The 13,742-nt window shown below is 62.2% G+C and carries 10 protein-coding genes; 1 reads left to right on the top strand and 9 read right to left on the bottom strand.

Features of this window, described 5'->3' with window-relative positions; translation table 11 throughout:
* Positions 1-54: 54 nt before the first annotated feature.
* The 3 genes from PQR54_RS16645 to aldA form a co-directional block, all read right to left on the bottom strand.
* A complete protein-coding gene (locus PQR54_RS16645; RefSeq protein ID WP_408247495.1) occupies positions 55-1,272 on the bottom strand; it encodes a mandelate racemase/muconate lactonizing enzyme family protein in 1,218 nt (405 codons plus the stop codon).
* Entirely contained in the window at positions 1,273-2,595 is a 1,323-nt protein-coding gene (locus PQR54_RS16650) for an MFS transporter (RefSeq protein ID WP_408247498.1), read from the bottom strand.
* A 154-nt stretch (positions 2,596-2,749) separates the two neighbouring features.
* Positions 2,750-4,186: an aldehyde dehydrogenase gene (gene aldA / locus PQR54_RS16655; RefSeq protein WP_408247500.1), complete on the bottom strand. Its 1,437-nt coding sequence runs from the start codon at positions 4,184-4,186 to the stop codon at positions 2,750-2,752.
* Between the two features lie 286 nt (positions 4,187-4,472).
* Between aldA and PQR54_RS16660 the strand changes: the two genes are divergently transcribed.
* Positions 4,473-5,630: a porin gene (locus PQR54_RS16660; RefSeq protein ID WP_408248062.1), complete on the top strand. Its 1,158-nt coding sequence runs from the start codon at positions 4,473-4,475 to the stop codon at positions 5,628-5,630.
* A gap of 10 nt (positions 5,631-5,640) precedes the next feature.
* On the opposite strand, the gene PQR54_RS16665 is transcribed toward PQR54_RS16660, so the two are convergent.
* The 6 genes from PQR54_RS16665 to PQR54_RS16690 all read right to left on the bottom strand — a co-directional run bounded on the left by PQR54_RS16665 (position 5,641) and on the right by PQR54_RS16690 (position 13,717).
* Positions 5,641-6,006, bottom strand: a complete 366-nt coding sequence (locus PQR54_RS16665; protein ID WP_408247502.1) for an ArsR/SmtB family transcription factor — start codon at positions 6,004-6,006, stop codon at positions 5,641-5,643.
* Positions 5,990-6,451 (bottom strand): SRPBCC family protein, encoded by a 462-nt coding sequence (locus PQR54_RS16670; RefSeq protein WP_408247504.1) that lies wholly within the window; start codon positions 6,449-6,451, stop codon positions 5,990-5,992. Before PQR54_RS16670 ends, PQR54_RS16665 begins: the two co-directional genes overlap by 17 nt.
* A gap of 159 nt (positions 6,452-6,610) precedes the next feature.
* Positions 6,611-7,099 carry an MgtC/SapB family protein gene (locus tag PQR54_RS16675; protein WP_408247505.1) on the bottom strand — a complete coding sequence of 163 codons (489 nt, stop codon included), beginning with the start codon at positions 7,097-7,099 and terminating at the stop codon, positions 6,611-6,613.
* A gap of 61 nt (positions 7,100-7,160) precedes the next feature.
* Complete coding sequence (locus PQR54_RS16680; protein WP_408247507.1) at positions 7,161-7,835, bottom strand: type IV pili methyl-accepting chemotaxis transducer N-terminal domain-containing protein; 675 nt, start codon at positions 7,833-7,835, stop codon at positions 7,161-7,163.
* A gap of 102 nt (positions 7,836-7,937) precedes the next feature.
* A complete protein-coding gene (locus PQR54_RS16685) occupies positions 7,938-9,305 on the bottom strand; it encodes an MFS transporter (RefSeq protein WP_408247509.1) in 1,368 nt (455 codons plus the stop codon).
* Between the two features lie 200 nt (positions 9,306-9,505).
* The gene (locus PQR54_RS16690) at positions 9,506-13,717 is read right to left on the bottom strand and encodes a bifunctional nitrate reductase/sulfite reductase flavoprotein subunit alpha (RefSeq protein WP_408247511.1); all 4,212 of its coding nucleotides are present in this window, start codon (positions 13,715-13,717) and stop codon (positions 9,506-9,508) included.
* Positions 13,718-13,742: the final 25 nt, after the last annotated feature.

The following is a 13,742-nucleotide window of genomic DNA, read 5'->3' on the forward strand; positions in this document are numbered from 1 at the left end:
CGGCGCTCAATCCATTGAAACGTAGTGGTGAAACCCGCCGGATGTAAGGCGCACTCAACCCTTGGCCGGCGCGAGATCCTTCACATCGGCCGGTTGCGCCGCCATTTGCAGATGCAAACGCTCGCCGGTGTACGGCGTGTGCTGCCTGACGACTTCCATGTTCAGCTCGACTCCGAGGCCCGGTTCCTGCGACGGAATGATGTAGCCGTCTTCCCATTGAATCGGTTTCTTCAGCACGGCCGCATGAAAACCGTCCCACGTGCCGATGCTTTCCTGAATCAGGAAGTTCGGCGTGCACGTCGCGAGCTGGATGCTGGCCGCCGCGCCAATCGGGCCGTTGTACAGATGCGGCGCGATCTGCGCGTAGTACACCTCGGCCAGCGTCGCGACTTTCTTCGCTTCGAGCAAGCCGCCCACGCGCGCCACGTTCAGTTGCAGAATCGACGCGGCGCCTGCTTCGAGCAGCTTGAAGAATTCGTATTTGGTGGTGAGACGTTCACCCGCCGCAATCGGAATGCTGGTGTGCTGCGCGACTTGTGCCATCGCGCTTTCCTGGCCCGGCGGCACCGGCTCTTCGAACCACAGCGGATCGTATTTTTCGAGGCGTTTCGCGAGCCGGATCGCCGACGAAGGCACCATTTGCCCATGCGTGCCGAACAGCAGATCCGCCTTGCTGCCCACAGCTTCGCGCACACGGCGGCAGAAGGTCTCGCAACGGTCCAGCACTTCCATCGACAGTTGATGGCCCGAGTACGCCGTGTACGGTCCGGCCGGATCGAACTTCACCGCCGTGAAGCCGCGCTTGACGTTTTCAAGCGCACATTCGGCGGCGAGATCGGGATCGTCGTAGTCGTACTCGCCGCGGCTGTTCTTCGGATACAGATACGTGTACGAACGCAGACGCTGATTCACCATGCCGCCCAGCAACTCGTACACCGGCTTGTTAGCCGCCTTGCCGATGATGTCCCAGCACGCCATTTCCAGGCCGCTGACCACGCCCATCATGGTCAGATCGGGGCGTTGCGTGAAACCGCTCGAATACGCTTCGCGCCAGAGCCGCTCGATGTGATGCGGGTCCTTGTCGAGCAGATAGCGGCCGAATACGTCGTCGATGATGTGGGTCATCGCTTTCGGATGAAACGTCGCCGAATAGATTTCGCCGACACCTTCAATCCCGCAATCGGTCTTGAGCTTGACGAAGATCCAGTACATGCCGCCCACGTGCGGCGGCGGTACGGCGACGATATGCGTTTCGAGCGAGACGACTTTCATTTACGCAACCTCTTTTCTATTGAGCATGTTTCTCAGCGCGAGCCCGGCAAAGCCGCCGAGCGCCGCCATGGCGGCCACATAGCCGAAGTAGAGCTGGTAGCCGAAGACGCCCGGGAACGTCTGCGTCAGATAGCCGTTGATGAGCGGCAGGAACACGTCCGGCGAATAGCCGAGCACGGAGATCAGGCCGATCGCGAGGCCCATCGTGGCAACCGGAATGTTGCAGCGGTCCAGCAGCGACCAGTACAGGCCGCGAATCGCGTAAGTCAGAATGCCGATGAACAGCACGAGGAACACCAGCAACACGTGACTCGAAATACGCGGTGCCGCCATCAGACCCAACAGCGACAGCGCGGCGAGAAAGAGCGCAATCACGAGCACCGACACCTTCGAATAGCGATCGCCAAGAAAGCCGCCGCCGATGCCGCCGATCGGCCGCATCCACAGCTTGAGCGTGGTGATCGTGCCCGCCATCACGACCGTGAGGCCGATTTCGCCTTCATGCAGATACGCGGAGAAACTATAGGTCGCCCAGAACACCTGGTAACCGCAGAACACAATGGCGGCGACCAGCCACAGTTCGGGAATCTTTGCGAGCGTCTTCAGATCGGTCAGCACGTTGTTGCGTTGACGCGCGGCGCGATTGGCGGCGGCGTCTTCGGTGCCTTGCGGGTCCTTGACGAGTGCTAGTACCACGCCGAGCGCAATGCAAAGAAACGCGTACATGTAGACCACCAGCTTGAAACCAGCCGCGACCGGTTCGCCCTTGGTCTGCGTCATCCATGCGAATAGCGTGATCGCGATGGTCGCAAGCATCGCTTCGATCAGGCCGCGTCCACCGTCGAGCAAGCCGAAGAAACGGCCCTGCTCATGCGCGCCGGCAATCATCGTCACGCGTTTGATGACCGCGGCCCAGAACGTCAAACCGGTCGACAAACCCCAGCCGCCGAAGATCATCATCAGCATGGGGAAAGAAGGCGCGCTCGAATACCACAGCCCGAGCACGCCGGTGGCGATCAGCGAAAAGCAGATCAGCAAACGCGGCGCGATGCGATCCGCGAGCCAGCCGCTCGGCAGATAACTCAACAGAAAGATCGTGCCCAGCGACGAATACAGATAGCCGAGCTGGCTATCGGTGATGTGGAACACTTCGAGCATCGTCGGCTGATACACCTGCCGCAGGTACAGAATCGGATAGATCGCGCCGGCTGCGATCACCAGCAGGATGAGCTGGATATAACGCTGCGTCTTGCTGTTTTGCAGGGCGGCCTCTTCGTCGCTTAAAGCGAGCGAAGCATCGGTTCGAACGGGTTGGGATGACACGTGAGCGCTCCTCAGAGACACAGTGCCGGCTTTTTGGGCCGCCCGGTCTCCAATATGTTTTGTTATGGACTGGCAGCAGAATCGCTGCGGCTTTCTTGCGTTTCAGGAAGGCAGGCGCCGCGAGGTTTCGACAAGCGGCGCGTGCCGGTTAGCTTCAGTACTTCATGACCACGAGACGGGTCTGGGTAAATTCGAGCATGCCGTGCTTGCCGTCGTCGCCGCCGAGGCCCGAACGTTTCCAGCCGGCGTGAAAGCCCTGATACGGATCGGCGGGCGTACGGTTCACGTACAGTTCGCCGGCTTCGATGCCGTTGGCGATCTTCATCGCGCCGCGATAGTTCTCCGTATACAGCACCGACGAGAGACCGAATTGATGATCGTTGGCCATCTCCAGCGCTTCGTCGAGCGTGCGGTATTTGACGACCGGCATGATCGGACCGAAGGTCTCTTCCTGAATGATTTCCATGTCCTGACGGCAATTCGACAGCAACGTGGCCGGATAAAAGAAGCCTTTGCCTTGCGGCAGCTTGCCACCGGTTTCGAGCGTAGCGCCCGCCGCGACCGCGCGTTCCACCATCGCGTGAATCGATTGGCGCGACGCGTCGTTGACGAGCGGACCCATCAGCGACGGCTGCTCGCTGCGATCGCCGCTTTCCACTGCGCTCATGTGTTTTTTCAGCAGCGCGACGAAGCGGTCATGCACGCTTTCCTGCACGTAGACGCGTTCGATTGCCGTGCACAACTGGCCGCAATGCGTGGTCTTTGAAGCAACGAGGTCACGCGCGGCTTTCTCCAGATCCGCATCGGCCTCGATGATCGCGGGCGTTTTGCCGCCCAGTTCGAGCGACGGCTTGGCGATGTTGGCCTTGCAATAGTCGAGCACCTTGCGGCCCGCGCCGACACTGCCCGTCAGCGTGATCATGCCGACCTTGGGATGCGTGCAAAGCGCCTCGGCGGTGGCATGGTTCATCGCCAGAATGTTCACGAGGCCCGCGGGCAAACCGGCCTTCTCCACTGCCCTGGCGATTTCGAATGCGGAAGTCGGCGTGTTGTTGCTCGGGCGCACGACGACCGTGTTGCCGGCGATCAGCGCCGGCGCCACTTTGCGCATGAACGTATAGACGGGATAGTTGAACGGGATCAGACACGCGACCACGCCGATCGGCTCGCGATGCAATACGAGATTTTCGTCGGGCGTATCGCTTGGAATCACTTCGCCTTCGATGCGCCGCGCCCACTCTGCGTGGTAACGCGTGATCTGGCCGGCGTAGATCGCTTCGTTGGTGGCGTCGGCCACGCTCTTGCCCGACTCCAGCGCGAGCGCCGCGCCGATGGCGGGCGCGCATTCGGTCAGCGCATCGGCGAGCTTGTGCAGATAGACCGCACGCTCGGCCGACGGCAGCTTGCGCCAGGCTTTTTGCGCGACGGCGGCGGCATCGACCGCGGCAATGACTTCGGCCTGGGTGGCGCCCGTGACATGGGCGATCACGGCCTCGGTGGCCGGATTGCAAACGGCGATGAGATCGCGGCGAGCGGTGTCGGACGCGGGTTCGATGAACCGGCCGTTAGTAAAATTCCGATCGAGTCGCATGGTCGTCTCCTGAAAAGCATGGTGCGAAAAACGCATTGCCCTCGGCTATGGCCTTCATGCCAAAGGTGCATGAACGGAATTTTTCTCCGGGTCACCGCCCGCCACAAGCGAATAATTCGCGGGACAAACATTCGAAAAAATCACGTTTATCCAGGGATGTGCCTCATTCGCGATTCGCATCCCGAATAGCAGAATCCGGGCTTTGCCAAAAAAGCAGCGGGCTGTAGACGCGTTCGGAATCGACCGGCGCGTTCGGTCCGCCCACTACCAAGGTCTGGAGCTCATGATGAAAAAGAACCGCATTGCTACCGCCGCATTCACCGCACTCGCCTCGCTGGCGGCGTCGCCGGCCTTCGCTCAAAGCAGCGTCACGCTGTACGGCGTGCTCGACGAAGGCATCGACTACACCAACAACGCGGGGCACGGCGCGGTGTGGGAAATGGCGAGCGGCTATGCGCAAGGCAGCCGCTGGGGCATGAAGGGTTCGGAGGATCTGGGCGGCGGTCTGAAGGCCGTGTTTCAACTCGAAAACGGCTTCGACGTGAGTTCGGGACGGCTCGGCCAGGGCGGCCGCATGTTCGGCCGCCAGGCGTATGTGGGTCTGAGCGACGCTCGCTTCGGCACGGTCACGCTCGGGCGCCAGTACGATTCCGTGGTCGACTATCTCGCGCAGACCACGGCCAACGGCAACTGGGCCGGCTACCTGTTTGCGCATCCGTATGACAACGACAACACCGACAACTCGTTTCGCCTCGGCAACAGCGTGAAATACGCGAGCCCGGAGATGGCGGGCTTCCAGTTCGGCGGCGCTTACGCGTTCAGCAACGACACCAACTTCGCGAACAACCGCGCGTATAGCTTCGGCGGGCAGTATGCGAACGGCGGCCTGCTGATCGCGGCGGCGTATATGCAAGCGGACAATCCCGGCGTGGGCTCGACCGGCGCGATTACCGCGAACGACGCGAGCTTTATCGCGGGACGTATGCGGGTGTTCGGTGGCGGCATCAACTACACGTTCGGCTCGGCGACGGCCGGTTTTGCCTACACCAACTCGAATTACAAGAATCCGACCGGCAACGGCTATATCGGCATTCCGCTGGCCGCGCCCGGTGTCACGTTGAATACGCTGAAGTATCAGAACTTCGAGCTGAACGGCAAATACCAGTTCACGCCGGCGTTTTTCGTGGGCGCCCAGTACGTGTACACGATGGAAAACTACGATGCGTCGTCAGGCAGCGTGAAGCCGAAGATTCACTCGGTGGGTTTGATGGCGGATTACAACCTGTCGCGGCGCACCGACGTGTATGTGCAGGGCGAGTACCAGAAGGTCGCCGGCGATTCGACTCACTCGATTCTCGACGACGCGTTTATTCCGGGTGTGCAGGCGCCGTCGTCGACGGGTACGCAGGTCGCTGTTCGGGTCGCGCTGCGGCATAAGTTTTAAGCAGCGGTTTTCACTCCTCAACCACCGCCTTCAACCTCGACAACGCGTGATCCCACTGTCGCGAGATCGCGTCGAGCGCGCGGCGCGCTGCGTCGAGATGGGTGGGCTCGAATTCCCACAGGCGTTCACGGCCCACCTTCACGTCGCGCACCAGACCCGCATTGACGAGCACCTGCAAGTGCTGCGTGACGGACTGCCGCGTGATGTCCGTTCCCGCAGTGAGTTGCGCGATCGACATCGCGCTGCCCGCGCACAATACCGCGACCAGACGCAGGCGTGTTTCATCGCCGAGCGCCGCGAAAATGGCCGCGGAACTGCGTAGCGCCGCCGCCTTCAGAGCGACTGAGCCAGGCGTCTTCTTAACCCTTGGCGACATGCCGTTCGACGTTCGTCATCTGTTCATCCCACCCGCCGCTATTGATCCGGAACGCTTCTTCACGGCGGCCGGGGGGAAGCTGATCGAAGCCTGACTCGACCACGCGCAACAAGGTGCCCGATTCGACTTCAGTCAATTCGAAGACCACCAGCGTAGTCGGCTCGGGCGAATAGTCCACGTTGATATCGACCGCGGCAGGATGCCAGCGCCACGAAAGATGATGCTCGGGTTCGACGCGCTCGACATGTACGTCCATGACAAGATACTCGTAGCCGGGATAGGTAATGTTGCCCTGCACGGACTGACCGGCCACGAATTCTTTGCCGGTGAGATTCACGCCGAACCAGTTGCCGAATTCCTCTGCATTGGACAGCGCGCGCCAGACGCGCGAGCGCGGCGCCTTCAGCAGAATCTGTTTTTCGATGCGATCAGTGGATGTGTTCATATGCAGTCTCCTGTCGACCAGAGTTGGCGCTTTAGCGCTTACTCTGGTCCCATGCAACGTAGTTGCGAACTGCATATTAGGAACACTGTGGTCAACATGCAAGTATTTGCCTGCATATTCCGATGGCGGCTTTCGTAGGATCGAGGGCCCGTCACGCCACTACTTGTCTTCCTCTTCGCGACTTTTGAACAGGCGCGCGCTCGACAGAATGGCCAGCGCGATCGCCACGCTGAGAATCGCCGTGGCCTCGCGCCCAAGCCCCGCCGCCACGCCGACGCCCGCGGTGAGCCACAAGCTTGCCGCCGTCGTCAGACCGCGCACCTCGCGCTCAGCGCTGAGCTTGATGATGGCGCCCGCGCCCAGAAAACCAATCCCGGACACGAGTCCCTGCAAGACCCGGCTCATGTTGTCCTGCGAGAAACCGGCCTGCAGCGGCACGACCACGAACAGCGCCGCGCCGACCGACACCATCATGTGCGTGCGCATGCCGGCGTCGCGCCGTGACAACTCACGCTCGAAACCGAGTATGCCGCCGAGTATCAACGCCAGCCCGAGGCGCATCAGAACCTGAGTGACGTCGGCCGCGCTGCCGAGATCGGAGAACTCTCCCCGGGCGGTTGCCCACACCGCGTGCCACCAGTTATCCATTACATTTACCTGACGTTTCGGAAAACGCCAAGCATACGACAATAACGCCGCACTGCGTGCTTCATCCCGCCGACGTTTTCTTCACGAACGCGCTTACCACGTCCTCCAGTTCCTTCGTGATCGTCGTCATCACACCCGCCACCACGGCGAACTCGCGGCCGGTCACATGCGCGCGGCTCGCCACGATCTGACCGTTGAACGAGACGATGTGCGCTTCTTTCGCGATGGCCTTGATCCGCTCGATCAATTGCTGCTGCTCTTTCTTCTGCAATCGCGCTATGCGCCGGCTTTCCTGTTCATAGACAGCCGTGACGCCGTGCAGATGCGTGAGCAACGGATCGACGGAATCGACCAACGCTTTGAGTGCGTCGCCCGCGCGCGGCGAAGCGCTCCCGATCGCCTCCAACGCCGTTGAAGCCAGCGCGATAAAGTCCGCGATCTTCCCGGCCACATTTTCGCGGCCGTGAAATGCTTCGCGCAACGCCGGCGAAAACAGGCCGGGCAAACCATCGCGGCCTTGAATCAGCGCCGTATGACTGTCGGTGAATGTGTTCAGCGTGTCGCGCGCGATCGCCAGCGCGCCGTCGAACCGTTGAAGCGCCAGCACCGCTTTCAACACGATGCGCTGCGAAAGCATCCGCTGACGCCCGGCCATATTGATCAACGAGCTCAACACCTCGCTGGAGACGTCCGCGTCGGACTGTGGTGCGTGAACCCGTTCTATCGTGATGCTCATGTCGACTTCTTATGATTTTGATCGGCCCCGTCGCACGATCCGCACCGCCGCGTCAGCGTGGCAGCCGGATCGCCCGCGTTACTGCTTTACTCCATCGCTCCATCACTCCGTTGCGTGCGCGTGCATCACACCGGTGTGCATCGACCACGCCATCCACGGACGGCGCAGCGCGACGATTGCGACGAATGCGCAGGCCGCCAGCGCGCCGAACGTCGCGAAGCCCATCTGATAGCTGCCCGTGCTTTCCTTCGCGATACCCATCACGACAGGGAGATAGAATCCGCCGATGCCGCCCGCGGCGCCGACAATGCCCGACATCAACCCCGTGCGGCCGGCCCAGCGATGCGGCACCAGCTGGAAGGTCGCGCCGTTGCCGAGACCGAAGGCCACATACAGGCACAGCAGCAGCGTGATGCCGCCGGCCATTGCCGGCATGGCCGCGGCGAACACGAAGTCGCACAGCGAGATGATCGCGAGCAGGAAAGTCAGCGCGCGCACGCCGGACACCTTGTCGGCGATCAGGCCGCCGAGCGGGCGCACCATCGCGCCGGTCGCGGCGAGCAGCGCCATGAAGAGGCCCGCGTCGATCTTCGAGAGCTGATAGAGGTTGGTCAGCAGCAGCGTCACATACGAGGACATGCCGACGAAACCACCGAACGTAATGCTGTATACCAGCATGATCGCCCACGTGTCACGCTCGGCCAGCACCGCGCGATAACGCTTGGGCAGCACCGCAATCGCCAGCAGAGCGCCGATCACCGGCAACAGCAGCACACCCGTCTTGCCGGAGCCGAACATGCCGGCTTCGACCAGCAGCACCAGCACGATCAGGCCGACCAGCGTCACCGCGAAGCTGCCGAATGCGCGCAGCACGCTGCCTGTTTTCACGCCGGAGTCGTTGGCCCAGAAATACAGCGTGATCGCGGCGATCGCGAGCAACGGCAGAGCGCCGCCGGCGGCCATCTGCCAGCCGTAATGCGTCGCCAGTTGCGGGAACAGAAAGCCGTCGAGCACCGCGCCGATATTGCCGGCCGCGGCGAGGCCCAGCACGAGGCCCTGCACCTTCGGCGGATAGTTGCTGCCCGCCATCGGCAGCGCCACCGCAAAACTCGCGCCGCCCACGCCGAGGAACACGCCGAGCACCAGCAGCACCGTGTACGACGGCACGGACGGCATCAACGGCAACACGATAGTCGGCACCGCCGACAACAGCACGCCCATCAGCGCAATGCGCTTGCCGTGCGCGGATTGATACAGGTTACCGAGCGTCACGCGCAGAATCGCGGCCGACAGCACCGGCACCGCGACCAGCAAACCCTGTTGCGCGGGCGTCATCGCGATGCTCTTGCTGATGAACGGTGCGAGCGGTCCATACAGGACCCACACGGTGAAGCCCGTGTCGAAATAGAGGAAACACGCCACTAGCGCGCGCCAGTCCCCACTCTTTAGGGAGCTCATCACGTTTTTCATCAGATATCCTCACAAAACTGATTTTTCGACTATCCAGCAGATCGCGCCATGCGCCACGCACCGGAATGATCACGATGTTGATAACCGGCATAAACATGCAACCTCCATGCCATGCGGCTCCTTCTTTTGAAGCTGTACTGCGTACTCTTTGAAACCTTGAAACCGCAAGCGCGCTCGTTGCGCTGAAAACCGCGTGACTATCAATAAACGTCGCGTGCGTAGCGCTTTTCCTGCGCGAGGCGGTTCACGTATTCGAGGGCTTTTTCATCGCTCATGCCGCCGTGACGGGCCACCACTTCCTTGAGCGCCGCGTCGACATCCTTCGCCATCCGGTTGGCGTCGCCGCATACGTAGAAATGCGCACCGTCTTCGAGCCACGACCACAGTTGCGCACCCTGTTCGCGCATGCGGTCCTGCACATAGACCTTGTCCGCCTGGTCGCGCGAGAACGCGACGTCGAGCCGGGTGAGCACACCGGTATCGCGCATCGATTCGAGTTCGTCGCGATAGTAGAAATCCGAAGCGGCGTGTTGCTCGCCGAAGAAGAGCCAGTTGCGTCCCGTATCGCCGCGCGCACGCCGCTCGTGCAGAAAGCCGCGAAACGGTGCAATGCCTGTGCCGGGACCGACCATGATCATCGGCGTATCGGAACCATGAGGAGGACGAAAGTGTGCGGACTTCTGCACGAACACGGGCACGTTGACATCGCCCGCACGGTCGGCGAGAAACGTCGACGACACGCCTTTGCGATGACGGCGGCCATTGCTGTAGCGCACCGCGGCAACGGTCAGATGAACTTCGCCCGCATGTGCTTTCGGGCTCGATGCAATCGAATAGAGACGCGGCTGCAGCCGCTTGAGCATGCCGGTCAATTCGGCGGCCGTGAGGCTCACCGGAAATTCGTGCAGCACGTCGGCGATCTGCTGGCCCCACAACCATTGCTTGAGGTCGGCCTTGCGCTCGGGCGACAGCAGATCGCGCAGCGCGCCGTTATGGCTGCGCGCGGCGACGAACGCGAGAAGATCGGGGCTCGGCCGGGCGATCTCGTAGTGCTTGCCGAGTGCATCGGCAAGACGCATCTCGCCCACACCCGCCACGTTCACCGCGGCATCCGCGCTTATGCCGCTCAGCGTGATCAATTCGTCGACCAGATCAGGACAGTTGCTCGGCCAGACGCCGAGCGCGTCGCCTGCTTCGTATTCGAGTCCTGAGTCGCCGGTGCTCAGCGAAAAGTAGCGCGTGTCTTTCGCCGCGCCCTGCTTGTTCAGGCGCAGATTACTGACGAGCCGCGACGCGGCCGGCCGCGTTTTGGTCGCCACCGTGCCCGGGACCACGGCGTTGATCATGCCGCCCGGCGGCACGGCATACAGCGCGGCATCCTCTTCCTTGATATGCATGATGACGCGTTCGAGCCATGCGTCCGCGCTTTCCTGATACTCGCTATCGCAATCCACACGCTCCATCAGGCGCAGCGCGCCTTGTCCGGCGAGCCGCTCGTCGAGGCGGCGTCCGTGGCCGCAGAACTGGTCGTAGTTGCGATCGCCGAGCGCCAGCACCGCGAAGCGCACGCCGTCGAGGCGCGGCGCGCTCTCGGCGTTCAATTGCGTCCACAAACTTTGCGCGTTGTCGGGCGGATCGCCGTCGCCGAAAGTGCTCGTCATCAGCAGCACGTATTGGGCTTTGGCGAGCGTCGACGCCTGATAATCCGCCATGCACGACGTGCGGATTTCAAAACCCGACTCCATTAAGCGCGTGGCGTAGCCTTCGGTCAGCGACTCGGTGTTGCCGGTTTGCGAGGCCCACAGCAGCGTGACCTTCGGCCTTGCGCGCACGATCCGCACGCCGGACGACGCGTGCAATGTTTCTGCATTCGCCACGGCGTGCGGCGTTGTCAACGCAGCAGCCGGAGCGGTCGCGCTGCGGCTATAAAGACCGGCCAACAAACCGTCGACGTAAAGCCGGCCCGTCGCATCGAACGGCGCGCTTGCCGGCAGAACCGGCACGCGGTCGATACCTTGCGCTTCCGCCGAACGTAGTCCACTCACGAAGCCCGCCAGATAGATGCGCTCCTGGTCGGTGAACGAAGGCGCGAGTGTCGGCGGCAACTGCAACAGGCTGGTGAGTGCATCGATACGGGGCATATCCAGATCCTCGGCGCTTGCCGATACGGTGTTGACTGGCGCAGCGCTCGCAGCGACTGCAACGGATGCATCCGCCAGCGATACCTCGTCGTCATTCAGGAGAGGCTCGACGCGCTCGGACACAACCGGGCTCAACGCCACCGCGCAAAACTTGAGTTCGGGCTGCTGCGAGACCGGGTCGATGGCGTCGCTCGTCACGGCGTTGATGCACAGGTCGTCGCCGAATACGTCGTTCCAGTGCATCGGCGCAAAGCATTGACCCGCGCTCACGCGTTCCGTCACGACAGCCGGCAACACCGCGCGACCGCGGCGCGAACGAATCTCCACCGGGTCTTTTGCCTTGATGCCTAGCATGGCGGCATCTTCGGGATGAATCTCGACGAACGGGCCGGGGTTCAGCTTGTTGAGCATCGCGACCTTGCCGGTCTTGGTCATCGTGTGCCATTGATGCTGCAGGCGGCCCGTATTCAACACGATCGGAAACTCACGATCCGGCAATTCAGCCGGCGCCGCGTACGCGCGCGCGAAGAAGATCGCCTTGCCGCTCGCCGTCGGAAACGCAAGCCGCGGACGGCTGCCGTCGGGCCGTTCCTTGAGCGTTTGACTCACGCCGTCGTTGAGATAGCGGACCGGGTTTCGATCGGTGGAATCATCCGATGCAAGCGGCCATTGCAACGGCGTTTCCTTCAACCGGCGATGGCTCGCGCCGCGCAGGTCGTAGCCGGTCTTCGGATTCGACGCGCGGGTGATTTCCGCGAAGACTTCTTCGGCGCTTGCGTAAGTGAAGGCATCGGCGAAACCCATTTCACACGCAACGCGCGCGATGATCTGCCAGTCCGGCAACGCGGCGCCAGGCGGCTCGATGCCCTTCTGCATGAGCGTCAGATTGCGCTCCGAGTTGATCATCACGCCTTCGGCTTCGGCCCACAGCGCGCCGGGCAGCAGCACGTCGGCGTAGCGGTTGGTCTCGGTGTCGAGAAACGCGTCCTGCGCGATCACGAGTTGCGCCGCGCTCAATCCGTCGATCACATTCTGACGATTCGCCACGCTCGCCACCGGATTCGTGCAGATGATCCAGCACGCCTTGATCTCGCCCGCCGCCATGCGCGTGAACATATCGATCGTGCCGTTGCCGACCTGCGGCTTGAGCGAGCCCTTCGGAATACCCCACAGCTCTTCGATAAACGCGCGGTCTTCTTCGACCAGCACCGAGCGCTGACCCGGCAGGCCCGGCCCCATATAACCCATCTCGCGGCCGCCCATCGCATTGGGCTGGCCCGTCAGCGAAAACGGGCCGCTGCCGCGCCGGCAAATCTTGCCCGTCGCCAGATGCAGGTTGCAGATCGCGTTGGTGTGCCACGTGCCATGCGTGCTCTGATTCAGGCCCATGGTCCAGCAGCTGATCCACTCTTTGGCCGTGCCGATCATCCGCGCGGCCTGGCGGATATCTTCGACGGTGAGGTCGGTGATTTGCGCGACGTTCTCCGGCGTGTAGTCGGCGAGAAACGCGGGCATTGCGTCCCAGCCTTCGGTGGCCTCGGCGATAAAAGTGGCATCCGTATGGCCGTTTTCGTGCAGCAGATGCAGCAGACCGTTGAGCAACGCGAGATCGGTGCCCGGCTTGATCTGCATGAACAGATCGGCTTTCTCCGCGGTGGTGTTGCGGCGCGGATCGACGACGATCAGTTTGGCGCCCGCCTTCACGCGATCCATCATGCGCAGGAACAGAATCGGGTGACAGTCGGCCATATTCGCGCCGATCACGAAAAACAGGTCGGCGTGATCGATGTCCTCGTACGATCCCGGCGGACCGTCCGCGCCGAGCGACAGTTTGTAGCCGCTGCCCGCGCTCGCCATACACAGTCGCGAATTCGATTCGATGTTGTTGGTGCCGACAAAACCCTTGGCGAGTTTGTTGACCAGGTACTGCGCCTCGATCGACATCTGCCCGGAGACGTAGAACGACAGCGCGTCGGGCCCATGTTCATCGAGCAGGCCACGCAAGCGCGCAGCCGTGGTGCTGATCGCCTGCGCCATCGGCAGCGGCGCCGGGTCCTGGCCGCGCGCGTGACGCACGAATGCGCCTTCGAGACGCCCCGACTTGCGCAACGCGACATGCGCTGACTGACCCTTCGTGCACAGCCGTCCGAAGTTGGCCGGATGCTCCTTGTCGCCGGAGATTTTCACGACCTGGCCGTCCTCGACGTGCAGCACCATCCCGCAGCCAACGCCGCAATAGGGACACACGGTTTTTACGTTTGTAGAGGACATGGAGGGCAACGTCGTTAAAAAGATT

Source organism: Paraburkholderia phytofirmans, from assembly GCF_046028095.1.
GTDB lineage: Bacteria > Pseudomonadota > Gammaproteobacteria > Burkholderiales > Burkholderiaceae > Paraburkholderia > Paraburkholderia phytofirmans_A.